The organism is Psychrobacillus sp. NPDC058041, assembly GCF_042885655.1.
Lineage (GTDB): Bacteria > Bacillota > Bacilli > Bacillales_A > Planococcaceae > Psychrobacillus.
Window position 1 is genome coordinate 45,016 of sequence record NZ_JBHVRO010000004.1, and the last position, 25,309, is coordinate 70,324.

Here is a 25,309-nt window from a genome sequence, read left to right on the forward strand (position 1 = left end):
AGGGATGGAGGGAAAATATGATTGAATTAAAAAGTATTGGCGTCCAGTTTTCAGGTAAAGTCATTTTAAAAGATGTTTCTGAGATGTTCAATCCAGGAGAAATTATTGGTTTGGTGGCTCCCAATGGGACGGGGAAGTCAACGCTTATGAATGTCATCATGAATTATATCAATCCAAAAAGCGGTAAAGTCATTTTAAATGGTTGGATAGAATATACAAATAAAAAGAATGAAGTGAAAATTCATCAACTAGTCTCCATGATGCCCGATCAAAGTGACTTATACAATCATATTTCGGGAAAAGAGCATTTAAAAATTTATTCTTCTATGTGGAATAGTAATCCAAAATTGATTGATAGTACAATAAAGGAATTAGGAATGGCGTCCTATATAAATAAGCACACAGGGAAATATTCTTTGGGTATGCGCCAAAGACTATGTTTTGCGATGCAAATTGTCTCGGATACTCAAGTTATGTTAATGGACGAAGTGATGAATGGATTAGATCCAACTCATGTCGAGCTTATTTCACAAATATTAGTTAAAAAGAAGTCTGAAGGAAAAACGATTATTGTAGCTTCTCATTTATTAGAGAACCTAGAGAGGTATGCGGATCGCATTTTCTTTATAAAAAATGGAGAGTTAATACCTGTAAATACCCTATCTTCAGAGTTTGAAGAAAAGGAAATCACAACCGTTCGGGTAGCAGAAGTGTCGGATATGCTAAAAGAAAAGATATCAAAAAAGTTTTCAAAAATAAACGTGCAACACTTACCGAATGGCGCCACTCTAATAGATGTACGTGGATTTGATTCAGGGGAATTAGGAAATGTTGTGGCATTTCTTAAAGAAAATCAAATAACACAGTTTAGTTTTGGAAAAGTAACATTAACCGATTTGTATTCCAAGTATTATCAAGAAGGATGAGGTGAAAGAGAGAGATCTCATTTTGGGTGCCAGGAACCACCACAATTCTAAATAGCTTGGGTTCCTGGCACCGAAAATTATTAATTTCTATTACTAGGTGGTTTAATGTCTTTAGGAATTGGACAAGTGGTTTATTAGGTTATCTCATGCAGCAAGAGTTAACTGAATTTAAAACACCCACGTACCAAATATAATTATTTGATTCAAAAATCAAGTCCATACATACTCTCGAAAAATCTAAATTTTTATTGGAATTGCTAATCGCAAATAAGCGTTTATAAAAATCGCCCTCTGTAATATCTAGGGTCACTACGTTCCTGCTATTCCCGGAGAAGTCGCCGATGCAGATAGTTTTGGTTCCTAGCGTAGCAATTAACAGAGGTATAAATTCAAGAGAAGAATATTAATTAGCTACTAAACTTATAATATGAATGAGAGCAGAAAAGTGAGGGGAGAAATCACATGGATAAAATAGTTACCGACAATTTGTATGAAACGAGAAATAACCTAGTAATGGAGCTTACTTCATTAAGCGATGCTCAATTTAATGGTAAGCCTGATATGAATACGTGGAGTATAGCACAAGTGTGCCATCACTTAGTTTTAGTGGAAGAGGCATCTATAAAAGCTATTGCATGGGGATTAAAAGATAGTACTAAAAAAGAACATAAACCAATTCAGATAATACTATTAGATAGAACGAAAAAGTTTAAAGCTCCAGCGATCGTTGAACCAAATATAGAACCATTTGATGTACAGCAAATAATTGACTTGTTAAGTGACTCGAGAAAAAGATTGATAACTTTTCTTGATACGATAGAAGATAAATCCATTTTGGCGGAGAAATCCATGAAGCATCCTGCTTTAGGTGAATTACCTCTGGATCAATGGATTGAACAGATTTATTTACATGAACAACGACACATAGAACAAATAAAAGAGATAAAAATGACTATTTGAATAATGTTCCCTGTGATGCAAACAATTTGAGTACTATTCAGAATAGTATTGGAGTTGTAAGTAACATAGGGAACATTTTTATTTTTGTGATTTCAGAGGAACAATGTTTCGCTGGAGAGAATATTGACAACTTGTATACGTTTGTATACAATAAATTCATTAATTGAGTGTATACAAATGTATACGATGAAAGGTGATTATAATGAGAAACGAAAAAATGAAGGACTTTAAGAGTGAGGGACATCATCGTGGTGAGCGTTACAGAGGAAGAGATAGGTCACAACAACATGGACCAAAAACCTTTCGAAGAGGTAGGGCAATTGCTTTTTTAGAGAGGCTAAATCTTAAGCGTTCAACCATTATGGAGCAGCTAGATAAACCAGAGTTTCAATCTATTACTCAAGTTTTAGCAGGGGAACTAAAGGCCATTGATATGGTAATTAATGAATTTACTCAACTATTTGAAATAAATGAAAGTGAAATAACGGATCTACCCGATAATAATGAAAAAGTAGAAGATTCGGTTTCGGCTACTAAAGAGTTTTTAGATAATAGTGAGGAAGGAAATGAATTGAATGAAACAGATTAACAGCTATATTGATTCAGTGTTTCATAAACGGGATAAAATTTTGGAGGAAGTCATTTCATCCATTGAAGAAAACGGAATGCCATCCATATCGGTATCTCCTTCCTCTGGAAAACTTCTAACCATGCTTATTTCAATTTCAGGGGCTAAAAATGTTCTTGAAATTGGTGCTCTTGGAGGTTATAGCGGAATTTGTCTTGCAAGAGGATTTGGTAGAGAAGGAAAATTAACTTCCCTTGAATTAGAGGAGAAATACGCAAAGTTAGCACATAGCAATCTATCGAAATCCGGTTTTGGCGATCAAGTATCATATATTATCGGTGCAGCTTTGCACAGCCTTGATAAACTGATTGAAGATAATAAACGATTTGATTTTTTCTTTATCGACGCTGATAAAGAAAATTATGAAAATTATCTGGCTTATTGCATTAGGCTTGCGGATTCCGGTGCTTTAATAGTTACTGATAACGTACTTGCTGGCGGTAGTGTAGCAGACCAGGAGGTTAAACCTAAACGTTATACTGATTTAATGAAGAAGTTTAATGAAACTGTGGCTAATCATCCTCAATTAGAATCTGTTATTATTCCAATCGGTGATGGGATGACTATTTCAAAAGTAAAGAAATAAAAAAGTATTAGTTTGTCTATAACAAAAATACCCCGTAATCACTAGATATAATTAACGATTAAGGGGTATTTTTTATGACCAAGACTTTTTTAGTAGCTCTACACCAAGCTGGATTTCATCACAAGAAAGATTACTAAATCCAAGTTTTATAATTGGTTCACTAGTTTTGTTTTTAATGAAATAAAGTGAAGTAGGATACACTTTCACCCCATAAAAGGAAGCGCGCTCAATTAACCATTCTTCTGAACGCTTTTGGTGTACTTTAACTAATACGTATAACCCAGACTGCTCGCCAATAATGGTTATTCTTTGCTCGAATTGTTCTTTTAATAAGGATACTAAGTGCTGCATTTTTCGTTTATAAACAAGCCGCATGCGTTTTATGTGTCGACTCCATTCTCCAACTTCCATGAATTTAGCCATTGTAAGCTGGTGAAGAAGGGAAGTGGTACTCTCGAATGGAAGAAATTGATCTTTATAATGATTTATTAATGACGGTGGCAGTACCATATAACTTAATCGAATTCCTGGAAGAAAGGACTTTGAGAAATTCCCTAGATAAATGACTCTTGTTGAATCAATGGAAGCGAGAGCAGGAAATGGTTGTTGTGTATAGCGAAATTCGCTATCATAATCGTCTTCGATAATATATCCTTTTCTCTTGGTAGCCCAGCGAATAAGTGTTTGCCGTTGCTGGATGGTCATACTTACCCCAATAGGGCTTTGATGGGAGGGAGTTACATAGATTACTTGTGATTTCATTTGTTCTAATAGTGAAAAATCAGCACCACTTTCATATACAGGTAAAGTTTCAAGTGAAAAACGATGAAACTGAAAAGCTTCTCTAGCACCATCATAGCCAGGATCCTCTACGATAATGCTTGGGAAATTATCCTTCAGTAAATGCCCAAGATGGATAAGCATTTGTTGGGTACTACTACCGATAATAATGGCATTTGCTTCTGTTTTCACCCCGCGAGATTGGAGTAAGTATGTGGCAATTTGTTCACGTAGACATGTCTCACCAAAAGGTTCACCGTATTGAAAGTTCTCCTGTAATGTTAAGACTTGATTAGAAATTTTCCTCCAAACTTTTACGGGGAAATGTGTTTGATCAACTGCACCTGCTCGAAAATCAATGAGTACAGGCGTCTCAGACTCCTTTTCCTCTTTATTGGGAGAAATGAACGCTTTTTGAACTAAAAGTGCCTCTAATTCGTTTACAAAATAACCTTTTCTCCCTTCTCCGTGAATATAGCCTTCCGCTACAAGTTGATCGTAAGCCATTAATGTCGTATTGCGACTTACTTGAAGGGAGTCTGCAAGCATTCGAATAGAGGGTAATTGCTCACCAGGTGGTATATCGCCTCTCTCGATAAATAATTTAAACTGCTCATAGATTTGTTTGTATTTTGGAGAGTCTGAATTAAATGCAAAAATGGTATTTTTCATTTGTGATCTCCTTTGACATGTTTATATATTTGAAACTGTATCTTTTTATGTGTCAGTTCATATATTACTATTAACTCAGAATGTAGGACATATCACAATAGTGAAATTCAAGGAGGACCCAATCATGTACGTACCTAAATATTATAAAGTAACAGATTTTGATGAAATTAAGGGTTTTGTGCAAGACAATTCATTTGGAACGATTGTTACAACAAAACAAGGTAAACCAATCGCGACTCATTTACCTTTAGGATTTAATAAAATTGGTGATGATTATTATATAACTGGGCATATGGCTTATGGGAACCCACAGTGGAAAACATTCGATACTGGGGAGGGTGTACTCGTTATGTTTCAAGGACCACATGCTTACATATCTTCTTCTTGGTATGAGCATGAAAATGTGCCGACATGGAATTATCAGGCAGTCCATATATATGGAACTGCTAACATTTTGAATGAAGAAGAGTTAAAACAAGAGCTAACCATAATGCTTAAAAAATATGAAAGTCATCGAGAAAATCCAGTTTTATGGGAAAAACTTTCTCCGGAAGTTTTAAATAGAGAATTAAAAGGGATTGTCGGATTTAAAATTAAAGTACAAGAAATTCAAGCTGCCTATAAATTGAGTCAAAATCGTAATGAAAAGGATTATCTTAATATCGTAAAGGAACTGCATGCGGAAGAAGATATTAACTCCCAACAGATGGCCACAGTGATGGGAAAGAGCTTAAGAAGTGAAGGATAATCATGTATATCAGGGGCCGGCTTCTCGCATAATCTTGAATTCTAGGAGCCTGCACCTGACACCAATTTCGTTGAATTAATTGAGCGTTACAAAAGTAACGCCTTTTTTTGTCTAAAGTGTCAGTAAGTATAAGAAACCCTATAAAACATAAGGAATATAGGAGAACATAACAATGAAAAAAAGAATCAAAATGAAAAAAGAGGTATAGAGGGGAAATGGTGTGGGCTATTTATAATGGTCAATTAGAAAAGGTAAAGAGGATTATTCGTTTCGGAATAGACGTTAAGGAAACAGATGATAGAGGTTATACTGCTCTTCACTGGGCTACACAGGAAAGTAAACTAGATATTATTAAACTACTTCTCTCTGTAGGTGCCAATATAAATTCAAAAGACGTAGACGGATTTTCACCACTATATCAAGCAGCTGCTGATGGTAATATACAAATCGTTGAATATCTTCTAGACAATGGTGCTAATATTGAAATTAAGTCTAATGACGATACTACTCCCTTAATAATCGCTAGTTGTTACAACCAAATAGATACCGTGAAGTTTCTCGTACAAAGAAGTTCAGATATGAATGCAAAAACCGACGATGGAAATACTGCTCTCTCATTTGCAAACGAATATGGAAATGAAGAAGTCGCTATTTTTCTAAGAGAGCAGGGTGCTTCTTAACTCCATCAATATAATCCCATCCTCTTATCTTGCTAAAGTGCCTTTAATGTTTCCTCAAGTTTTTCCACTACCCTTGATAAAGTTAATATTGAATTTGTTGTATCAGAATCGACGATATCCAAGGAATGAATTGCATTTTGGATAACCTCTATCTTTAACTTTGAGTTACTTAATTGTTCAATTTGATTTGAATCGAAGTGATGGTCTTTGTCTCCAATGACTAAAAGCCCTTGATGTTCGCTATTCAAAATTGAATTAAAAATCGAATCGTAATTTAACAATGGAGTGAGTAAAATCATTTTTGAATTTGAAAATTCATTTCTTTTCATAAAGTGATTAGCAATTGGAATTGTACCAATTGATTTACCTAAAAAAATGGTTTCATCATATTGACCATTCTTAAGAACATCCAAAATGACTGGGGTAATATCATCCACCATTGTTTTGGATATTTCTTCGAGAGTTGTTTTCAATATATGTTCTCCATAGGAGTAATGAATATGAACGATATCAATTTTGTTTTGAAGCATTTTCATAGTTGCATAATAAAATAAAGGTTTATCATAATTGTAACCAGAACCTGAAAACATAAAGCAAATTGTTTTGGACCCCGTTTCAATATGTGTATAGCTAATTACATTATCATTAGTTTGTACATTCCTTTTATTTTTTTTCATCATTGACCCCTCCCGATATATTTATAATATTCTAACATATTATATTGAGTCTTTTATAAAATAATCATCCTCTTTATAGCGGGGATGATTTCACGAGTTACAAGGACACTTAATTTCCACTATTAAATTCGTGTTGTCTTTACAGGATGTTATTTTGTGTACAACTAGAAGGATTTTCTATAATAATTGCAGAATAGAAGAAGTAACTCGGAAGTAAATAGAACATTTCTTTAAGAATTTAATGCTTACAAATAATTTCACTTCATGTTTTGAGGGCACATATTTTTAAATTATCATTTTTCCAGTGTCGGCCTTATATCTCGAACCGTCACATTAGTTTAGGTTTCTAATACCTTAATTAAGAAATCGGTTTTATAGATCGTTTTGAACATATTAACTATTTAAATAACAATGGAATAACACTTTTAATTGGTGCTTGAATTTAATAACTTAAAGGTGAAAAAGTATAATTCCCCTAATATAGTTGTTTTAAATAACGAAATGTTATTTGATATGCGATATTTGTGGGAATCTATTTTAGTATTTTTATAGAACGTATGTGTGGTATTATTTTAACGAAGAAGTTATAGAGGCTTCTACTATCTATTTTGAACGTTTGATTCACAACCATCAAGCGGTTCTATTAATGTGTTCAGACGGGACTTCGAGTATATGTTTAACTTTTTTTTAACAAGAGAAATTAACTTCTAACGTAATCTAAAAACTTATAAGAAAATGGGGTGGATTTACAAATGATTGAGCGATGTACGTGGGTAACAGCAAAAGAGCCTTTATATTTGGAGTACCATGATAAGGAATGGGGAGTGCCTGTATATGATGATCGGCTGTTATTTGAAATGCTGTGCCTAGAAGGAGCACAAGCGGGTCTAAGCTGGTGGACGATTTTACAAAAAAGAGAAAACTATCGAAAAGCGTTTGATAATTTTGAAGCAGAAAAAATTGTTCATTATACGGATGAAAAATTGCAATTATTAAGAGAAGATACTGGTATCGTACGGAATAAGCTGAAGATTCAAAGCGTCGTAACAAATGCAAAGGCATTTTTGAGGATCCAAAAAGAATATGGTTCATTTTCTAATTATATATGGATCTTTGTTGATAACAAACCCGTCATTAACTATTGGAAGAATATGAAAGAAGTTCCTATTTCGAATGAAATAAGCGACAACATGAGCAAACGGTTGAAAAAAGATGGATTTAAATTTGTAGGTGGTACAATTTGTTATTCCTATATGCAAGCTGTAGGGATGGTGAATGACCATACATTGGAGTGCTTTTGTCACCCTTCTCATATCGAAGTCAAAAAATAAATTTTAGTGCATTATAAAATTTTAAGAGCCTAACGTAAAATATTGAATAACATAGAAATTCGGGGTATAAATCGCATGGAGATTCATACTCCGTTTTTTAGTGGCTTATAACAAATACTCATCCTTTTACGTTTGCAAATGCAACAAACCTCATTGTTCATTTCAGTTCATATTCAGTTCATAAATATAGTTTATTATCCTTGTATGAACAATTATTTGAAGAGTTATGAGGAGGAACCTCTTGATGTGAGATGGAATGGCATGTAAAAATCCGTCCTAAGACGGAGGGGATTCTCAGACCAGGGTTCGTACTAAAAACTACTAATAAAAATTAACCTGTTAAAAAGAGGGAGGAATTACAATGAGTAATGTGAATAGAAAGGTAATAGAGCCGAACAATGGTGAATGGGCAATTGAAGCGCGAGGGCTTGTCAAAAACTTTGGTGACAATCGTGCAGTTGACGGTGTTGATCTTAATGTGCGTACTGGTACTATATACGGTGTGCTTGGTCCAAATGGGGCGGGTAAGACTACCACAATCAGAATGCTGGCTACTTTACTGCGAGCAGACGCAGGTTCAACGCGGATTTTTGGGCACGATGTAGTGAAGGAGGCTCATATCGTACGCCAATTAATTGGAGTTACTGGGCAGTATGCTTCTGTTGATGAATCGCTTAGTGCTACTGAGAATTTGATCATCTTCTCCCGACTTCTTGGATTAGGACGTGCGGAGGCACGAAAAAAGGCGGAGGAGTTATTGGAGGAATTTGGTTTAACAGAAGCCGCAAAGCGTCCACTGAAAAATTTCTCTGGGGGTATGCGTCGCCGACTAGATTTGGCAGCAAGTCTCATTGCACAGCCACCGCTAATCTTCTTGGATGAACCTACTACCGGGCTAGATCCCCGAACGCGCAATCAAATGTGGGATACTATCCGTCGATTAGTAAAGACGGGTTCTACTGTACTGTTAACAACTCAATACCTTCAAGAAGCAGATGAACTGGCTGATCGTATAGCTGTTATCGATCATGGTCGAGTTGTTGCGGAGGGCACCGTTAATGAACTGAAAGCGTCAGTTGGCACTTCATCATTGCAATTGAGCATACAAAATCAAAAGGACATCCAGAACGCCCGTCAGACTGTTGAACGAGTTCTCAAAGTACCGTCAGCTGTTTCTACGGAAATGGGGAAAATTACCGCTCCGATGGCTGATGCTGACCGGGTTACTGACCTGCTTATCGCGCTACGTGATGCAGGAATTCAGTTGGCAGAGTTGAGTGTACAGAAACCAACTCTTGACGAGGTCTTTCTGACTATCACCGGACATGGTGTTGATGAAAGCGAAAATAAGGTATCCAATGAATCCAATAGAGCAGGGGAGGTAAGAGCATGAAAAGTACTTCTATTAAGCAAGTCGCTGGCCGCCAACTACGCAACAAAACGAGTTTTAGTCAGTCTATACGCAATTCGCTAACAATGGCATATCGAGGCTTGTTGAAGATTCGCCGCACACCTGAGCAATTGTTCGATGTTACGCTTCAGCCTATCATTTTCACCCTAATGTTTACTTATATTTTTGGAGGGGCTATCTCTGGAAACGTGCAAAACTATTTGCCGGTTATTATACCGGGTATCCTAGTGCAAACCGTAATCACCACCTCAATTGTCACTGGTGTCCAGCTACGAGAGGATATGGATAAAGGTGTGTTCGACCGGTTCAAGTCACTGCCAATCGCTCGTATTGCTCCATTGGCGGGAGCACTATTGGCAGACACTATTCGGTATACAATTGCAACCGTGCTAACCTTCACCATGGGATATATCATGGGCTACCGACCTGACGGAGGTTTAGGTAACGTAGTTATCGCTGGGCTTCTTGTGATTGTGTGTGCCTGGGCTATCAGTTGGATCTTTGCCTTCTTCGGTGTCATTGCGCGTACCGCTTCAAGTGTACAGGGTATCTCGATGATTGTGTTGTTTCCACTGACGTTTCTTTCCAATGCTTTTGTGCCAGCAGAGACATTACCACACTTTCTTCAGTGGTTTGTAAAAATCAACCCAATCTCGCATCTTGTCACTGCCGTCAGAGAACTTGCAAACTCTGGTACCATTGGTTGGGATTTGTTCGCCTCTCTCATTGGAGCTGCTGTTGTTGTGGTTATTTTTGCACCAATCACGGTACGTGCATATATGCGTCGTGCATAGACGAAGAGACAGCAAGGACTTCCTCAGTTGTGAAGTGAAAACTGGTTAAGTATAAACCAACCAGTTTTTTTAAAAGAATAAAAAATAGACCAAGTAGATGCTTATATGCTCTACTTGGTTTTTTGTATGTGTATAGGTTTTTTCACTACACTCTGATTTGTTAGATGGAGAAAATATGTAAGTAAGATTGAAAAACTAGAATGTAATATAACAAACCAACTTTCTACATCCTTAACTTATAATCTTTCGTGGTATTGTCCATACTAAACAATACCAATAAATGTTAGAGGGTTATAATGTGAGAAGCGTTGGACCAATTAGTATATTACATGTAATCTTCCTGTCAATGACAGTTATCGGTTTAAAAAATCATGTAACTATTATTCCTCCACTCCTAAAAGTTGTGGGAAGAGACGGATGGGCATCTGTAATAGGAGCTGCAGTAGCAACGGTGCCGTGGTTGTTTCTATTAGTTTATATTCACCAAAAATCGAATCAAGCCCCAATTAAAGATTGGTTAAAGTCCGTAATCGGTGGAGTAGGATCCACCATTGTGCTTTATATTACAGGATTATATTTAATTTTACTTGCAGCTTTTACGATGGTAGAAACGTTGAAATGGGTAACGACAACCTTTCTTCCAAAAACTCCGATGATACTAATGTTAATTATATACATAATACTTTGTATTCTCCTTGTCTCAACAAATATACAAACAATTGCAATGGTTAATATCATGGTTTTATTTGGAGTAATTATTTTTGGTTTTTTTGTGGCGATTGTAAATATACAAGTGAAAGATTATGAGCTATTGCGTCCTTTTTTTGAACACGGTTTCCAGCCGGTTTTGAAGGGAATGGTGTATCCAGCCTCTGGATTTGTCGAATTGCTGTTGCTTCTGTTTCTTCAACATCATTTTAAAGACCGCATTAGATGGTACCATTTTATGGTTATGCTTTTTATTCTGACGGGATTGACGATAGGCCCACTTATGGGAGCAATTACGGAGTTTGGTCCAGTTGAAGCGGCTAACCAAAGATATCCTGCTTATGAAGAATGGGGACTTGCATCGATTGGTAGCTATATTGAACATATGGATTTTTTCTCTATTTATCAATGGCTTACAGGAGCATTTATAAGAGTAGGATTTATCTTATTTGTAGTTGCAGACATGTTAAATATGACTAAGAAAAAAAAACGTATTTGGGCCCTACTTGCACCGGCTTTTTTCGTAATTTGTTTATTGTTATTTCTTTTGAGTGAAAGTTTATTTCTTGAGATTAAGAGAAATTATTTCTTATTAAGTAACTATTTTTTCTTTTTCCTATTGTCGCTCCTTCTAGCTTCTGTTGCCTTAGCTTCTGGAAAGACTTCCAAAAAGATTTAAATAATAAAATCACTTGGAAAGTGGTGAAAATTGATGCAATTAGTTGAAAATACAATGGACTTTAAAACCTTGCGGCAGTTGTTTCAGAATTCAGCAGATGTTCAATTTCAAGCGTATACCTTCGATCGACATAGAGTTGTGTTCATTACATGTGACGCAATGGTCGACCGGCCATTATTAAATGATGTAATTGTCCAACGTGTTCAACTATTATGCAATAACTTGGCTGAGAATTCTCTAGAACAAGCAGTGAATACACAATTACACATTCCGGATATAAAAAAAGTAAAAGATAAGACTGAAGCTATTTCCCTTGTATTTACAGGCCATTTGCTACTTTATTTTGAAGATGAACATCTCCTTTTTTCAAGTAATATTGCCAAAAAGCCGAATCGTAACCCTGAAGAGACGCGTTTAGAGGCGCTTATAAAAGGACCAAGGGATAATTTTATTGAAGATATTTCGGTTAATATTGCTTTATTACGGAAGAGATTACCTACGAATTCATTGTGTGTGGAAAAACTTATATTGGGAAAGCGGTCTAAAACAACTGTAGCTATTCTTTATTTCGATGATATCGCCAATAAGGAAATTTTGAATGAAATTAAAGGACAGCTAAATAAAATTGATACAGATATTGTTTTTAGCGGAGAAATATTAATGGAAAAAGTTAATAAAAGCTCAAAGTTATTCCCTAGAAATGATTATACAGGAAGACCAGATTATGCTATTCAAGCCCTTGCGAGAGGAAGATTTCTCATATTTGTTGATGGCGTTTCTTACGCAGTCATCACTCCAGTTAATTTGTTTTTACTCCTAAAGTCAGGGGAGGATAATGAGCATTCCATTTTTTATAGTTCACTTGAACGTATTCTACGTATTACAGGAATTTTAATTGGTTTGCTTCTCCCGGCTTTTTGGCTCGCATTAACGTCGTTTCACCAAAATCAGTTACCTTTTCAATTGCTAGCGACAGTTGTACAAGCGAATAAGGGGCTTCCGTTGCCTTCATTACTTGAAATGATTCTCATGCTCATTATGTTTGAATTGTTCAGAGAAGCGAGTTTACGCCTCCCATCTGTCATTGGAGGAAGTATAAGTGTTGTTGGAGGTTTAATTATAGGTGATGCTGCTATTCGAGCAGGTGTTACAAGTGCAGCAATGATAGTTATTATTGCAATTTCAACAATCGCAACATTTACGTTAGTCAATCAGTCATTAGTAACTGCGGTGAGTATATTACGCGTAATTTTCATATTAATGACAGCGTTGTTTGGTTTATTCGGGTTTTTTATTACATTCTACTTTGTATTACTTTATTTGGCCAATATCCGTATTTTTGGAGTTCCATACTTGAATATTGCAGCAGATTTAAGTTGGTCAACAATCGCGAAAACTTTATTCCGATTGCCCCCCAAAGGCTACACTGAGCGTCCCAAAGCTTTAGATCCTCAAGATCAAACAAGGGCCAAAGAGGATGGGAAATGAAGAAGAAAATAATAGCAATCCTTATTCTTGTTATAATCTTCCTATCAGGCTGTTGGGATGTGAAAGAACCTGAAAGGATGCTTTATATCTACGGTTTAGGCGTAGATTATAAAGACGGAAAGTACGACGTATATGCCCAAATCGTTGATTTTTCCAACATAGCAAAATCTGAACAACCAAATACTGAGGCTATTCAAGCTGCAGTTGGACATGCTACCGGTAAGACAATGGATGAAGCAATATTCGAACTGTACCATTCGATGGATCAAAAGCTTTTTTGGGGTGACTTGACGTATCTCATTTTGACGGAAGAAGTATTGAAGAATGGACATGCAAATCAGACTATTAACACTTTTGTCCGATACAGAGAAACAAGATATAGAACCTGGGTGTATGGTACTAAGGATTCTGTGAAAGACATAATGTTAATAACGCCAATTCTAAATAGATCCATGTCATTGTCTAAAATAGCAGACCCACTGAATTCATATCAACAAGAATCCTTAGTAGAGCCAATAAATTTTCGAAAAATGATTATTAGACTAAATGAGCCTAGCCACGAAGTGAGTATCCCGTTGGTATCCATTAAAGAAAATTGGGAGACCGAAAAAGAAACTGAAAAAGCTGCTTCTATTAATGGGGTTGCTGTGATCTCTCCCAATGAGTTGAAAGGATTTATTACGGGAAAAAAAGTACGAGGATTACAGTGGATGACTAATGAAACAGAAAGAGGAGAAATAACAGTCAAATTAGATTCGAGTAACGATAATTACCTAACCGTCGCTTTAGATAAAATTAAGGTGAAAGTAACACCAGATATTGAAAATAACAAAGTGAAATTTGAGATAGATATAAAAATGGATGTAACAGTTAGTGGATTTCAAGAAAGCTTAACAGAGGATGAAATTCGGAAAGCTGTTAAAAAAGAGGTTACGAAAGAAATTGAGGAAACATATAAAGAGGCATTAAAGAACGATATTGATATCTATCGCTTATCGGAATATGTATACCGATACAATATTAAAAAATGGAAAGAAATTCAGAAGGATGGAAAAGTTGACTTGACCAAAGATTCGATTCGTAATATCACCGTAAATATTAGTAAGGTTGATTCAGGGAGAAAATCATTTAAGAAAACGATTTCTGATTAATAGTATAACTTTTGAAGATGAAAATTGAACAAGATTAAAGAGCCTTTCTACATGAAATTGTAGGAAGGCTCTAGATTTCTCACTTCACAATTAAATAACTTTGTATCTTTACATTACTTGCCTATTTCAAAAAAAGGGCATCTTTTAAATGTAATATTATCAATTAATTAGAATTAGACTTCTTATAATTAAAAAATTCAATAATTTTAGACACTATATATCTTTGAGTTTCTTCTTTTAACTCTGGATAGATTGGTAGAGATAATACTTCCTTGGATGCTTTTTCTGTCTCCGGAAAATCACCATCTTTATAATCGAGATCTTTAAATACTGGTTGTAAATGGAGTGGCAATGGATAATAAATAGTAGTCTCAATACCATGTTCTTTTAGATAGCTTTGAAGTTCTGAACGTTTCTCATCAACTCTAATTGTATACTGATGGTAAATATGATAACTATCTTTAGATTCTTTTGGTAATATTATTTGTGTCAAGTTTGACTGATTAAATAGATTATTATAAGTTTCGGCTTTTTTTCTGCGAAGTGCATTCCATGTTTCTAATTTTGGAAACTTAGTATTTAGTATAGCAGCTTGCATTTCATCTAGCCTACTATTGTAACCAAGCACATGATGATAGTACTTAGGCTTTGCGCCATGAACACGTAAAACCCTCATATTTTCAGCTATTTCGTTGTCGTTAGTTATCATCATACCACCGTCGCCATAAGCACCTAAGTTTTTTGAAGGGTAAAAACTGAATGTGGCAGCACTACTTAATTCTCCCGGGGATATACCTGCAAATTTCGCTCCAATTGCTTGTGCAGCATCTTCAATAATATGTATATTATGCTCTTTAGCGATATTATATATAGATTTCATATCTGCCATTTGACCATATAAATGCACAGGTATTATAGCTTTAGTTTTTTTATTGATAGCATTTTCTATTTTATTTACATCAATATTATAAGTTACAGGGTCAATATCAATGAAGACTGGTTTAGCACCTGCACGAACAATTGCACCGGCAGTAGCAAAAAATGTAAAAGGAGTTGTAATTACTTCATCTCCTGGACCAACTCCAGCAGCCTCCAGCGCGATATGTATTGCATCACTTCCATTAGCGCAACCAATTCCAAAGTTTACATTACTTAAAACAGCAATATCATTTTCTAGTTTCTTTACATTTTCGCCTAAAATAAATTTCGATGAGCTCATAACTTCGTCAAGTATTTTTAATAATTCGGGTTTTAAATCTTCGTATTGCTCTGTTCCATCTACCATAGAAATTTTCATATAAATTCCTCCAAATTAGTATATTACATAATAAAAAATGGTAAATTTTAATGGTAATACTTGTATATTTTTTTGAAAATCGTTAATGTTAATAGCATGAAAATATTTATTTCTAATTTTCAAACTACTATTAATAATGTCCTATAACATAGAAAATATGTCAATATTTTTATTTTAACTGTTTCCTAATATCTCAATAACATTTTGTCTATTAATAAAAACAAAAATAGTATCTTACGATAGTTATAAAATAATAAGTTTAAGTTTCAAAGGGAGATAAAATATGGACTATGTATTAACAGAAGAAATGATATTGGACGACCTTATCATTACTTGTAAACGATATTTTGGATTTATAGTATTAGATGCGATGCCAATAAAACGTGGTTGGTTAAATTTAAAATGGAAAATAACAACGGATTCCGGAGTTTATTTAATCAAGCAATACAACAGGGAAAGATACAGAAGATATAACCATGAAAAACTATTAATAGCTTTCTCTCAACAAATGAGATTAAATTCAAGAGGACTTCCATGCCCAAAACTCTATTCTTATGAAGATCAGTTTCTTTTAGAATCAGATAATGGCGAACTTTTTATGTTAATGGAATACTGTGATGGTACTGTAATTCCACCAGGTAAATTAAATGTTCATCAAATGTATGACTTAGGAAGAGTAACAGGGAACATGCATCATTTGTTAAACACAGATACACTTGGGGGTAAGAGTAGCCCTGAATTTAATCCACCAAGTCGTGAGGAGCGTTTAAGCCATTGGCAATCTGCTTGGAATCATGCAAATGATAATAGCAAAAAATATTTATTGCCAATATTAGAAATGCAATATAAAGTAACTGAAACTATAAATTTGGAAGATTTTAATCTGAATGAAACTGGCTGGGCTCACCGTGATCTTTGGGTAGACAATTTATTGTTCAAAGAGAAAAAAATAAGTGCGGTTTTAGATTTTGATAGAATGAAATATGACTACCCACAACTTGATGTTGCAAGAGCTATTATATCTGGGGCATTATATGATGATAACCTTGATGTTTCTCTTGTTCTGGCCTTTATAGAAGGTTATAGTGAGCACCGTGTATTAGAGAAAGGTTTCATCACCAGCTCATTAAAAATGTTATGGTTTATGGAAAGTACATGGTGGATAAACTCAAGCATGGATCAGCATAGTGGACCTCCAGAACGTTTTACAAAAGAAATGATATGGCTCTCTGAAAATCAAAAAGAATTAGAGTCCATGTTAAGACATATATAATAATAGCCAAATAATGATAGATTAGGAAAAGTTCTTTATAGAACATCAGTATTCATAAAAACAAAATTTAGTGAGATTTGAAAAACAGATTAGAGTCTATTAAGTCGTTATTCAGCAATAGTCTTTACGATAAATTAGTCGGAGAAATAGATATAGCATTTTGTAAAGTTAGTAACGCTAATAATTACTATGAAGACATAGGTAAAGGAAGAAAAATCGAAAAGTAGGTTAAAGAAATGGACTTAATTACAGAAAAGCTATTAATGATTTCTTTTTTTATCCTAATTATCCATTCCATTGAGACATTAGCTTATGCAGTACGGTTAGCGGGTGCACGTGTAAAATTACTAGCTTCGGCTCTATCTCTTTTTAATTTGATGGTGATGGTATCAAGATTAGCAAATATGATGCAACAACCCTTCACAGGAAGTCTGATTGATACAGCACCGAAAGAGAATACGCTAGAGTTTGTAGAAAATCAATATCGTATTATTATTGGTTCTGCTTCAATAGGGACACTGCTAGGAATTCTTTTATTACCGACTTTTGTTGCAATCTTTACGCGTGCAATTATTCATTTGTCGGAGGAAAGAGGATCAATACCTGCATTATTTAAAAAAGGCTTGAGCCTTGAGTACTTCAAGCGAGGCATTAAACATCTTCGTATGCCTAGTTTTTCATACTTGAAGGGAATTAGCTGGAGAGATATACCTCTTAAATTATTTATAATCAATGTATTCATTACTGCAATTTATACGATTGGTGTGCTTTCCGCTTTATATGCCGCTTTATTGGCACCAGAAAGAGCAACAACTGCGATTATGGCTTCCGGATTGTAAACGGTGTTGCGACGATTTTACTCATTATTTTTATTGACCCTAAAATTTCAATTCTTGCAGATGATGTCATTAATCAAAGAGGAAGCCATCTAAATTTAAAAAGAGCTTCGGTTATGATGATGAGTTCTCGTTTCCTAGGAACTTTATTAGCCCAAATATTATTTATACCAGGGGCGAATTATATCGCGTGGTTTACTAAATTCATTGCTTAATGTTTATTGGGGACTTTCGTTAAGGCTTCGACTTGCGAAAAGCTATCTGATAGCCATACAAGAAGAAAACCAAGAAAGTGGTTAACTGAAGAGAGGGATAGTATGAATATTAATGATTTTATTGAACAGTTCAATGAAAAATATCCTGATGTTGATAGGTTTGAGGGCGCAACGGATGAAATGGTTGAAGCACATGAAAAAATGCTTGGATATCATCTGCCTATTTCCTTTATTGAGTTTTTAAAGAGATTTTCTAATGGGATACTCTTATTGGATAGTGAACCAATAGGTGGTGTTAGTAAAGACTCACCTTGTAGTAATGTTAGCAAAGTGAGTAGGATAATCCCTGACATTCCAAATGAAGTATTAATAGTAGAAACCAACGAAATGATAGAATCCACCCGACTCGTCTCATTTACAATGTTTGATGGTGGCGATTCTTCTAACAATCACTGGGTATTCTTATGTGAAGATGGCATTACAAACAATGATTATAGAGTCGGGTTTATTAGTCAGATATCAAATAAAGTGGTAAAAGTATTAAGCAATTTTGAAGAATGGCTAACAATATTTTGGAGTAATAATGACGATGAAGAACCGGGAATACCTGTATTCCACGCAATTTATCCAGACTATGATGAAAGGGGAGTCATACTAGATTCATAAGGTTTAACTTTACTAAGCGAAAAGAAAAACGAATCAGTCTAAACGACCGACTCGTTTTATTCTCCTTTTGATAAATCGTTCACTTCTTTGGTTGTATTAATATCATTTTGTGCATTTTGTCCGGAGTCATCTAGGTTAAGTTTCAAAATTTCTTTTAATTCGTTTAAGGAATCATCATCAGGAAAGAAGTACCATATATCCTTCTTTTCCTTCTTATCATATAGCTTTTTATCTATCCCCTCGAGATGTAATTGCTCAATTGGGGATGTTTTTACTTTTTGATACATTTTAATTAATCCAAAATACTCTGAGGTAGGGATATTTGTTTTTACGTTATTACCAACGTCTCTTATCATATTATCTATTTTTGTAATATTACTTAGACTCGTGGCTTTATTTATAACGTCTTGAATTACTTGTTTTTGGCGTGAATTTCGTCCTTTATCGCCTTCTGGATCTTTTTTACGCATACGTACATAAGCTAGTGCCTCATTACCATTTAGAAACATTGGACCTTTTGTGTATGTTTTCCACTTCAAACTTTCCGTCAGCTGAGCTTTAAATGTAAATGGAACATCTACATCGACTCCTCCTACAGTATCAACAATATCTTCAAATCCTTGAAAATCTGTGGAAACATAATAATCGATTGGAATATCTAAGAATTTTTGCAATGTATTAATTGTGTAACTTATTCCCCCAGAAGAATACGCATGATTTATTTTATCTTCATAGCCCAACTCTTCTATGTAAACCATTGTGTCCCGTGGAATATTGACCATCGATATTTTTTGTGTTTTAGGGTTAACCGTTGCTACAAGGAGCATATCTGAGCGGCCATATTTTTCTTCCTCTTCATGTTCTATACCTGCTAACAAAATCGTAAATGAGGAGCCATCTGGTTTGGGATTTAACTCAACATTATTTTCTGTCTCCCCTACTAAAGGCGCATACATTTTGGATGAAGCATTTTTCGTTTCAAGAGTCAATTTAATTGCAAAAACAATTACACTAGATACTAGTAGCATGGAAACGATAAGTATAGTATATAAAATTTTTCTTTTTTTGGTGGTTTTAAGTTTGGTAAGTCGTGTTGGAGCCATATTTTTCCCTACTTTACTTGTAAAATATAATATTACCAAATTATACATAATATTCTTACACTTGTATATGATTAGTCACATACATGGAATAGGTAAGTAGAACTTGCTAAATGGATTACCCAAAAAGATTCTTTTTGGACAATGGCATATGTTATAGAAAGTAGAAAAGAAGGGGATTCGCAAAGTGAGGTTTATAAAGCGTTTTGGATTTATAAAGAGCGATACATCCATTTATTTCATGGGAGCGGAAATTCAAAAACAACAATTGGCCCAACGTGAAAATAAAAACGAAACAGAAACCTATCAACAAATAGATGTTGAAAAATATTTTCGTCCATCCCGTCGCGTCATCTTGAATGACAAATTATTCGGCTATCAATTTTTCCAAACCTATTATGATAAAACCTACGATAAAATCAGTCTCCCACCGTCCTTGATGGGTAAACCGGAAAATACACTCCTCAATTATTTCAGTATTTTAAGGGAAGCTGCAAATCTAACGAGCAATCTTATTGCAGGTTGCGGAACGGTAGGAGAAGCAAGGATTCCATTTCCGATCGCATACAATTTCTTCACTAAAGACTATAAACAAAAAGTCTCCTATTCCACTTATCTATCTTCTTTCGAAGGAATTGGCCATACAAATCTAATAAAATTATATAAACTTCCAAATCAAAATAGCGACCAACAGATTCAATTCTTCATCGAACTAGAAACGATTAACGAGACAGCGAAAGGCATTTCTGCTTTCGAATATCATTACGGCACTGTTTCAATTCTAAAGGAAGAGAGTAATTACAAAATAGATAAAATCGAGTTGATCGGCGAAGATTTTCTATGTGCTGCATATCATGGCTGGCGTCAACAGGGAGAAGATGTTGTCGATGTTGAATATGGGAATTGGTGCAAACTAATTAAAAAAAGATTACCAACTAAAATGGATGGTTACGTGAAAACCATTGATATAATTGGTACGGATGGCAACGATTATCGATTCATCTTCGTCCGATTAACGAACGATACGGATGTGCTAATCTCACAATTAATTAGAAGGAACCAAGGGAAATGGGAGGAGACAAAAATAGATCCAACCAAATGTGTAGAAAGCAAAAAACAATGAGATTTTAAAGTCATGCTGAAGTTGAGTCTATTTAATATGCCTAGTTCCGAAACCATTAGAACCTGGTACTTCAAACAATACAAGATTCATAAAATTTAGCTTTACCCGGCATAAAGTAAAACGACTCAGTAATAACAACCGAATCGTTTTGATCTACTATCCGATTAATCATTTTAAAATAAAAGGAAATATTATTAATTGTACTTACCACTCTTAAGCTCTGCGATAAATAAGCCATCAAACCATGAAAAAATAAGTACTGTTATAAATGTAGATTTAATTTAATTTTTGTTGATTGGAGCGAAAGGTGGCGACTCCAGCGGGAAAAGCGAGAAAGTCGAGACCCCGCAGGAGCAAAGCGACGAGGAGGGTCGGCCTCGCCCGCGGAACGCGTCCACCTGTAGCGAAAATCAACAGTGTTATCTGTAAGAGAAAAGTGAACAAAAGTATCCAATTTAATGATTGATGACGAAGAAATATTAAATAATATTCAGAGAAAAGAGCATGTTAGGATGAAGTAGTTGAATATTTTCATGAAAAGAGGGAGAAAAATTGATAGCTTATACACAGCCAATCTATGTGGCAGCCATCTTTTTTGTCATATTAGCATTTATGTTATTTATTCCGTGGCTCATTTATACATATAGAAAATATAGTTACTTACCCCTTTCTACTACATTAATCACATTTTCATTTGTCTTTTATTTTCTGTCGGCGTTGTTTTTAGTATTGTTGCCGTTGCCAGAAATTCGTGATACTTGTTCGTTACAAAAACCTGATACACAGCATTATTCACTAGTACCATTTCAATTTGTAGCAAATACCTTGGAGAATAGTGGTATTGTCCTGTCACAACCAAGTACTTATGTGCTGTTATTTAAACAACCTTCATTTTATCAAGCGCTTTTTAATTTTGTATTATTATTGCCTTTTGGCGTTTATCTACGTTATTTTTTCCAAGAGAAAAAGAATTGGAGGAAAGCCCTAGGGTTTACGTTCGTATTAACACTATTTTACGAGGTAACACAGGTAACTGGCATTTACGGCATTTATAATTGTGCTTATCGAATTTTTGATGTGGATGATTTAATGTTGAATACGGCAGGTGGCGTACTAGGATTTTTTATTGCGCCAGCCGTACTAGCGTTATTTCCTTCCAGGCAGAGGGTTAATGCGAAAGCAGAAAAATTATTAGCCCTTGATGAAGTAAAATCGATGTCCGTGTTGCTGGCAATTATTATTGATTTATTTATCAGTAATACGGTAGTCAAACTTGTTTTGAACATGACTAATGCTAATGAGGTTATTGAAATTATTGCAAGTACAATTGCATTTTTTGTATTGTTTTTTATCATTCCATTGCTTTGGAGTGGACATACAGTTGGTACGAAGATTATGCGCTTTCACTATGACAGTAAAGTAGGTAGGGCAGAAACAAACAAGCGATTGTTTAAACGCTTTGGTGCAATTTATGTCATGTACTTTATAACAGTGATTGCAAGTACTTTGAGTAATATGGAAATATCGATGGACTCGCCTTACTATAAGTCATCCGTATTTTTAACACTGGGTACTTGGGTTATCTTTATTATTTTAATGATTGTGCTATTCATTCACATTATGTTAGTCGTATTTAGTAAAGAAAAACGCCGTTTCTACTTCGATGAAGCATCTGATTTATATACAACTAGAAAAAAATAATGTAAAACCCGACTTCTATTTAATAGAAGTCGGGTTTTTGCTTATGAAAGCAAGCGGAGATGGCTTTTTTCTGCCTTGCAAACACCTGAGGATAATTCCTTTTTGTCTGTTTTTTCTTAGATTTAAGCTTGTTGTAAGGTTGGTATAAAAATGCTGTAAGGATGAGCAATTATAGTATTAGTATCAACAAAATGAAGAGGTGAAACAAATGGAAACATTATTAAAAGTAGAAAATATAAAAAAAACGTATGGTAAATCAAGCGCTTCTTACACAGCGTTAGAAAATATATCATTTGAAATTCATGAAGGGGAGTTTGTAGGCATTATGGGACCTTCTGGAGCGGGGAAGTCAACATTGCTTAATATGTTAGCAACAATAGATTCACCCACTGAAGGGAAAATTTATATGAAAGATACGAGTATTCACGATATGAAGGAAGGTGCGCTAGCGGATTTCAGACGTGATAATCTCGGTTTTATCTTCCAAGATTATAATTTGTTAGACTCATTGACTGTGAAGGAAAATATATTATTACCACTAGCAATTGCGAAAATTCCAGCGAAAGAAATTAATAGATTAGTGACTCGTATTGCGAAAGTATTTGGTATTGAAGATTTACTAGCAAAATATCCATATCAGATTTCCGGTGGCCAAAAGCAAAGAACAGCAGCAGCAAGAGCACTTGTGACAGAGCCTGTGATGATTCTAGCGGACGAGCCAACTGGTGCACTTGATTCAAAATCAGCGACAGATTTACTGGAAAGCTTAAGTAATTTAAATGCAAACAATAATTCTACCATCATGATGGTAACACATGATGCGTATGCTGCAAGTTTTTGTCGTCGTATTATTTTCATCAAGGATGGTACGCTTTCAACAGAAATTTACCGTCGTGGGCAAACGCGTAAAGCTTTCTTCCAAGAGATTTTGGATGTCCTTGCAACAATTGGAGGTGAGGTAGATGACGTTATTTAGTCTAGCGAGAAAAAATATTGCACGAAACTTCTCTCAATATTTTTTATACATCGCATCTATGGTTTTTAGTATTGTCATCTACTTCACATTTGTGACATTAAAATATAGCGATACAATTGTAGAAAAAACGGCTTCTTCTCAAAAACTAGGTTCACTGATGAGTGGTGCCGCAGTCATTCTAATATTCTTCGTTAGCATATTTATTGCCTACTCGAATTCATTCTTTATGAAGAAAAGAAAAAAAGAAGTGGCATTGTATGCATTACTAGGCGTACGTAATCGTCAAATTGGGTTTATGCTTTTTTTTGAAAACTTATTATTAGGTATAGTTTCATTAGTAGTGGGGGTTGTTCTTGGATTCCTTTGTTCAAAAGGATTTATGACGATTTTAATTCATTTAATGGGCTATGATGTCATAGCACCATTTACATTTTCGGGACCGGCAGCTTTGAATACCGCGATCGTGTTTCTTACTATCTTCTTGGTGACATCATTCCAAGGCTATCGTTTAATTTATCAATTTAAACTAATTGATTTATTCCATGCATCGAAAAAAGGAGAAGCTTCCCCTAAACCATCCATGTTAGTAGCCATTTTTGGAGTATTGTTAATTGCCATCGGTTATTGGTTGGCGCTGCAAGATATTTTTACTTCTAAAGTGTGGCAAGTAGTCGGCTTTTTAATGATAGCGCTAATCATTTTAACAACAGTCATTGTCGGTACATTTCTATTGTTCCATAGTGTTACAGGCTTTGTGTTAGCTTTGATGAAGAAAAATGAGAAATGGCTGTGGAAAGGCCTTCATTTAATGACGATTTCACAACTGCTATATCGTATCCGAGGAAATGCTCGTACACTGACCGTCATTGCGGTGTTAAGTGCTACAACTGTAACAGCAGGCGGAGCGGTATATGGTCTTTATTACAACATAAATGATCAGGTTGGGACCGCTGATCCGAATACTTTTATGTATGAACGAACGGAAACTCAAATAGATGAACGAGTCAGCGAAGTACTTCAAAATACAAAGTACGATGAAAACATCGAGGCACTAGCTGTCACGTTTGATACGAGCCAATTAAACACTGCATTCAGTAACTCTGATAAAAGAATTTACACGGTTATTAACGAAAAAACATATAACAAATTAGCAGCATTACAACACAAGGAAGGATTAAATGTTAAAAAGGACAATGCGGTTATTTTAGATACTGGATATGACAAAAGATTCTCACCTAAATACGAAGGCATAACTATCACGAGTGAGAACAACAACACTGCAATAACATTCCAAAGCTTTGAAAAACAAACAGTATTAAATGTTGGCACGGCAGGTATTGCGGTCGTAGTATCAAATGATCAATTTAAAACGTTACAAAAAGAAGGAGCAGCACTACATTATCGTGTCATTGGTATGGATCAAGCTTCTACAGATTTATCAAAAAAGATTGCAAAACAGTTACCTGACGAGGCGTTATTTTCTAGTGCTCCTCAAGATTTCCAAACAGGCATCGAAAGTGTAGGTTCACTGCTTTTTATCGGAAGTTTCCTTGGTCTTGTATTTTTAGCTGCAACAGGTAGTATCATTTACTTTAAAGTTTTAACTGAAGCAGAGGAAGATAAATCACAATACAATATGCTTCATAAAATGGGTGTTAGCGCAAAAGAAATGCGTAAATCCATTGCATCACAAGTATTTGTCATCTTCTTCGTGCCACTAACAGTAGGTTTATTACACAGTGCTATTGCTTTAAAAGCCTTCTCTAGTTTACTAACAATGGACCTAGCAAAACCCGTATTGATCTGGATGATTGCTTATACAGCTATCTACGGACTGTACTATATTTTAACGGTAGCTTCTTACAATCGAATTATCACACAAAATAATAAAACAGAAGGATGA

Annotated in this window: 22 protein-coding genes and 1 pseudogene; 19 read left to right on the forward strand and 4 right to left on the reverse strand. The window is 35.0% G+C overall.

Annotated features, from left to right (window positions below; genetic code table 11):
* The first annotated feature begins 17 nt into the window (after positions 1–17).
* From ACFVR1_RS07700 to ACFVR1_RS07715, 4 genes are all read left to right on the forward strand, one after another.
* Entirely contained in the window at positions 18–926 is a 909-nt protein-coding gene (locus ACFVR1_RS07700; RefSeq protein WP_387582567.1) for an ABC transporter ATP-binding protein, read from the forward strand.
* 462 nt (positions 927–1,388) lie between these two features.
* Complete coding sequence (locus tag ACFVR1_RS07705; protein ID WP_387582569.1) at positions 1,389–1,886, forward strand: DinB family protein; 498 nt, start codon at positions 1,389–1,391, stop codon at positions 1,884–1,886.
* A gap of 202 nt (positions 1,887–2,088) precedes the next feature.
* Positions 2,089–2,475, forward strand: coding sequence for a hypothetical protein (locus ACFVR1_RS07710; RefSeq protein WP_387582571.1), 387 nt, complete (start codon positions 2,089–2,091; stop codon positions 2,473–2,475).
* On the forward strand, positions 2,462–3,100 hold the full coding sequence (locus tag ACFVR1_RS07715; RefSeq protein ID WP_387582574.1) for an O-methyltransferase: 639 nt from the start codon (positions 2,462–2,464) through the stop codon (positions 3,098–3,100). The genes ACFVR1_RS07710 and ACFVR1_RS07715 overlap by 14 nt, the downstream gene beginning before the upstream one ends.
* Positions 3,101–3,172: 72 nt before the next feature.
* On the opposite strand, the gene pdxR is transcribed toward ACFVR1_RS07715, so the two are convergent.
* Positions 3,173–4,552 carry a MocR-like pyridoxine biosynthesis transcription factor PdxR gene (gene pdxR, locus ACFVR1_RS07720; protein ID WP_387582577.1) on the reverse strand — a complete coding sequence of 460 codons (1,380 nt, stop codon included), beginning with the start codon at positions 4,550–4,552 and terminating at the stop codon, positions 3,173–3,175.
* A gap of 124 nt (positions 4,553–4,676) precedes the next feature.
* Between pdxR and ACFVR1_RS07725 the strand changes: the two genes are divergently transcribed.
* Positions 4,677–5,300 (forward strand): FMN-binding negative transcriptional regulator, encoded by a 624-nt coding sequence (locus ACFVR1_RS07725; RefSeq protein WP_387582580.1) that lies wholly within the window; start codon positions 4,677–4,679, stop codon positions 5,298–5,300.
* Positions 5,301–5,518: 218 nt separating this feature from the next.
* The gene (locus ACFVR1_RS07730; protein WP_387582582.1) at positions 5,519–5,980 is read left to right on the forward strand and encodes an ankyrin repeat domain-containing protein; all 462 of its coding nucleotides are present in this window, start codon (positions 5,519–5,521) and stop codon (positions 5,978–5,980) included.
* A gap of 32 nt (positions 5,981–6,012) precedes the next feature.
* Here the strand turns inward: ACFVR1_RS07730 and ACFVR1_RS07735 are convergent, their stop codons facing one another.
* Entirely contained in the window at positions 6,013–6,657 is a 645-nt protein-coding gene (locus ACFVR1_RS07735) for an alpha/beta hydrolase (protein WP_387582584.1), read from the reverse strand.
* Positions 6,658–7,412: 755 nt separating this feature from the next.
* On the opposite strand from ACFVR1_RS07735, the gene ACFVR1_RS07740 reads away from it, so the two are divergent.
* The 6 genes from ACFVR1_RS07740 (at position 7,413) to ACFVR1_RS07765 (ending at position 14,219) form a co-directional block, all read left to right on the forward strand.
* Complete coding sequence (locus tag ACFVR1_RS07740) at positions 7,413–7,988, forward strand: DNA-3-methyladenine glycosylase I (protein WP_387583291.1); 576 nt, start codon at positions 7,413–7,415, stop codon at positions 7,986–7,988.
* A 361-nt stretch (positions 7,989–8,349) separates the two neighbouring features.
* On the forward strand, positions 8,350–9,381 hold the full coding sequence (locus ACFVR1_RS07745) for an ATP-binding cassette domain-containing protein (protein WP_387582586.1): 1,032 nt from the start codon (positions 8,350–8,352) through the stop codon (positions 9,379–9,381).
* Positions 9,378–10,193 (forward strand): ABC transporter permease, encoded by an 816-nt coding sequence (locus tag ACFVR1_RS07750; protein WP_387582589.1) that lies wholly within the window; start codon positions 9,378–9,380, stop codon positions 10,191–10,193. The genes ACFVR1_RS07745 and ACFVR1_RS07750 overlap by 4 nt, the downstream gene beginning before the upstream one ends.
* Before the next feature lie 298 nt (positions 10,194–10,491).
* Positions 10,492–11,580 (forward strand): endospore germination permease, encoded by a 1,089-nt coding sequence (locus ACFVR1_RS07755; RefSeq protein ID WP_387582591.1) that lies wholly within the window; start codon positions 10,492–10,494, stop codon positions 11,578–11,580.
* A gap of 33 nt (positions 11,581–11,613) precedes the next feature.
* Positions 11,614–13,068 (forward strand): spore germination protein, encoded by a 1,455-nt coding sequence (locus ACFVR1_RS07760; RefSeq protein WP_387582594.1) that lies wholly within the window; start codon positions 11,614–11,616, stop codon positions 13,066–13,068.
* The gene (locus ACFVR1_RS07765) at positions 13,065–14,219 is read left to right on the forward strand and encodes a Ger(x)C family spore germination protein (RefSeq protein ID WP_387582597.1); all 1,155 of its coding nucleotides are present in this window, start codon (positions 13,065–13,067) and stop codon (positions 14,217–14,219) included. The genes ACFVR1_RS07760 and ACFVR1_RS07765 overlap by 4 nt, the downstream gene beginning before the upstream one ends.
* A gap of 163 nt (positions 14,220–14,382) precedes the next feature.
* Here the strand turns inward: ACFVR1_RS07765 and ACFVR1_RS07770 are convergent, their stop codons facing one another.
* Positions 14,383–15,516, reverse strand: a complete 1,134-nt coding sequence (locus ACFVR1_RS07770; protein WP_387582600.1) for a DegT/DnrJ/EryC1/StrS family aminotransferase — start codon at positions 15,514–15,516, stop codon at positions 14,383–14,385.
* Between the two features lie 283 nt (positions 15,517–15,799).
* Between ACFVR1_RS07770 and ACFVR1_RS07775 the strand changes: the two genes are divergently transcribed.
* The 3 genes and pseudogenes from ACFVR1_RS07775 (at position 15,800) to ACFVR1_RS07785 (ending at position 18,506) form a co-directional block, all read left to right on the forward strand.
* Entirely contained in the window at positions 15,800–16,789 is a 990-nt protein-coding gene (locus ACFVR1_RS07775) for a phosphotransferase (protein WP_387582602.1), read from the forward strand.
* A 236-nt stretch (positions 16,790–17,025) separates the two neighbouring features.
* Positions 17,026–17,840: pseudogene (locus ACFVR1_RS07780) on the forward strand (lipid II flippase Amj family protein).
* 102 nt (positions 17,841–17,942) lie between these two features.
* Positions 17,943–18,506 (forward strand): SMI1/KNR4 family protein, encoded by a 564-nt coding sequence (locus ACFVR1_RS07785; RefSeq protein WP_387582605.1) that lies wholly within the window; start codon positions 17,943–17,945, stop codon positions 18,504–18,506.
* 56 nt (positions 18,507–18,562) lie between these two features.
* Here the strand turns inward: ACFVR1_RS07785 and ACFVR1_RS07790 are convergent, their stop codons facing one another.
* Positions 18,563–19,609, reverse strand: a complete 1,047-nt coding sequence (locus tag ACFVR1_RS07790; protein WP_387582607.1) for an LCP family protein — start codon at positions 19,607–19,609, stop codon at positions 18,563–18,565.
* Between the two features lie 184 nt (positions 19,610–19,793).
* On the opposite strand from ACFVR1_RS07790, the gene ACFVR1_RS07795 reads away from it, so the two are divergent.
* The 4 genes from ACFVR1_RS07795 to ACFVR1_RS07810 all read left to right on the forward strand — a co-directional run bounded on the left by ACFVR1_RS07795 (position 19,794) and on the right by ACFVR1_RS07810 (position 25,309).
* Positions 19,794–20,729 carry a hypothetical protein gene (locus ACFVR1_RS07795; protein WP_387582610.1) on the forward strand — a complete coding sequence of 312 codons (936 nt, stop codon included), beginning with the start codon at positions 19,794–19,796 and terminating at the stop codon, positions 20,727–20,729.
* 552 nt (positions 20,730–21,281) lie between these two features.
* Positions 21,282–22,430 carry a VanZ family protein gene (locus ACFVR1_RS07800; RefSeq protein ID WP_387582613.1) on the forward strand — a complete coding sequence of 383 codons (1,149 nt, stop codon included), beginning with the start codon at positions 21,282–21,284 and terminating at the stop codon, positions 22,428–22,430.
* A gap of 208 nt (positions 22,431–22,638) precedes the next feature.
* Positions 22,639–23,406: an ABC transporter ATP-binding protein gene (locus tag ACFVR1_RS07805; protein WP_387582616.1), complete on the forward strand. Its 768-nt coding sequence runs from the start codon at positions 22,639–22,641 to the stop codon at positions 23,404–23,406.
* Positions 23,393–25,309 (forward strand): FtsX-like permease family protein, encoded by a 1,917-nt coding sequence (locus ACFVR1_RS07810; protein WP_387582618.1) that lies wholly within the window; start codon positions 23,393–23,395, stop codon positions 25,307–25,309. Before ACFVR1_RS07805 ends, ACFVR1_RS07810 begins: the two co-directional genes overlap by 14 nt.

Excerpts from the sequence above, each read along its gene's own strand:
- ACFVR1_RS07700 (WP_387582567.1), top strand. The coding sequence starts at position 18 with ATGATTGAATTAAAAAGTATTGGCGTCCAGTTTTCAGGTAAAGTCATT.
- ACFVR1_RS07705 (WP_387582569.1), top strand. The coding sequence starts at position 1,389 with ATGGATAAAATAGTTACCGACAATTTGTATGAAACGAGAAATAACCTA.
- ACFVR1_RS07710 (WP_387582571.1), top strand. The coding sequence starts at position 2,089 with ATGAGAAACGAAAAAATGAAGGACTTTAAGAGTGAGGGACATCATCGT.
- ACFVR1_RS07715 (WP_387582574.1), top strand. The coding sequence starts at position 2,462 with ATGAAACAGATTAACAGCTATATTGATTCAGTGTTTCATAAACGGGAT.
- pdxR (WP_387582577.1), bottom strand. The coding sequence starts at position 4,552 with ATGAAAAATACCATTTTTGCATTTAATTCAGACTCTCCAAAATACAAA.
- ACFVR1_RS07725 (WP_387582580.1), top strand. The coding sequence starts at position 4,677 with ATGTACGTACCTAAATATTATAAAGTAACAGATTTTGATGAAATTAAG.
- ACFVR1_RS07735 (WP_387582584.1), bottom strand. The coding sequence starts at position 6,657 with ATGAAAAAAAATAAAAGGAATGTACAAACTAATGATAATGTAATTAGC.
- ACFVR1_RS07745 (WP_387582586.1), top strand. The coding sequence starts at position 8,350 with ATGAGTAATGTGAATAGAAAGGTAATAGAGCCGAACAATGGTGAATGG.
- ACFVR1_RS07750 (WP_387582589.1), top strand. The coding sequence starts at position 9,378 with ATGAAAAGTACTTCTATTAAGCAAGTCGCTGGCCGCCAACTACGCAAC.
- ACFVR1_RS07760 (WP_387582594.1), top strand. The coding sequence starts at position 11,614 with ATGCAATTAGTTGAAAATACAATGGACTTTAAAACCTTGCGGCAGTTG.
- ACFVR1_RS07765 (WP_387582597.1), top strand. The coding sequence starts at position 13,065 with ATGAAGAAGAAAATAATAGCAATCCTTATTCTTGTTATAATCTTCCTA.
- ACFVR1_RS07770 (WP_387582600.1), bottom strand. The coding sequence starts at position 15,516 with ATGAAAATTTCTATGGTAGATGGAACAGAGCAATACGAAGATTTAAAA.
- ACFVR1_RS07775 (WP_387582602.1), top strand. The coding sequence starts at position 15,800 with ATGGACTATGTATTAACAGAAGAAATGATATTGGACGACCTTATCATT.
- ACFVR1_RS07785 (WP_387582605.1), top strand. The coding sequence starts at position 17,943 with ATGAATATTAATGATTTTATTGAACAGTTCAATGAAAAATATCCTGAT.
- ACFVR1_RS07790 (WP_387582607.1), bottom strand. The coding sequence starts at position 19,609 with ATGGCTCCAACACGACTTACCAAACTTAAAACCACCAAAAAAAGAAAA.
- ACFVR1_RS07805 (WP_387582616.1), top strand. The coding sequence starts at position 22,639 with ATGGAAACATTATTAAAAGTAGAAAATATAAAAAAAACGTATGGTAAA.
- ACFVR1_RS07810 (WP_387582618.1), top strand. The coding sequence starts at position 23,393 with ATGACGTTATTTAGTCTAGCGAGAAAAAATATTGCACGAAACTTCTCT.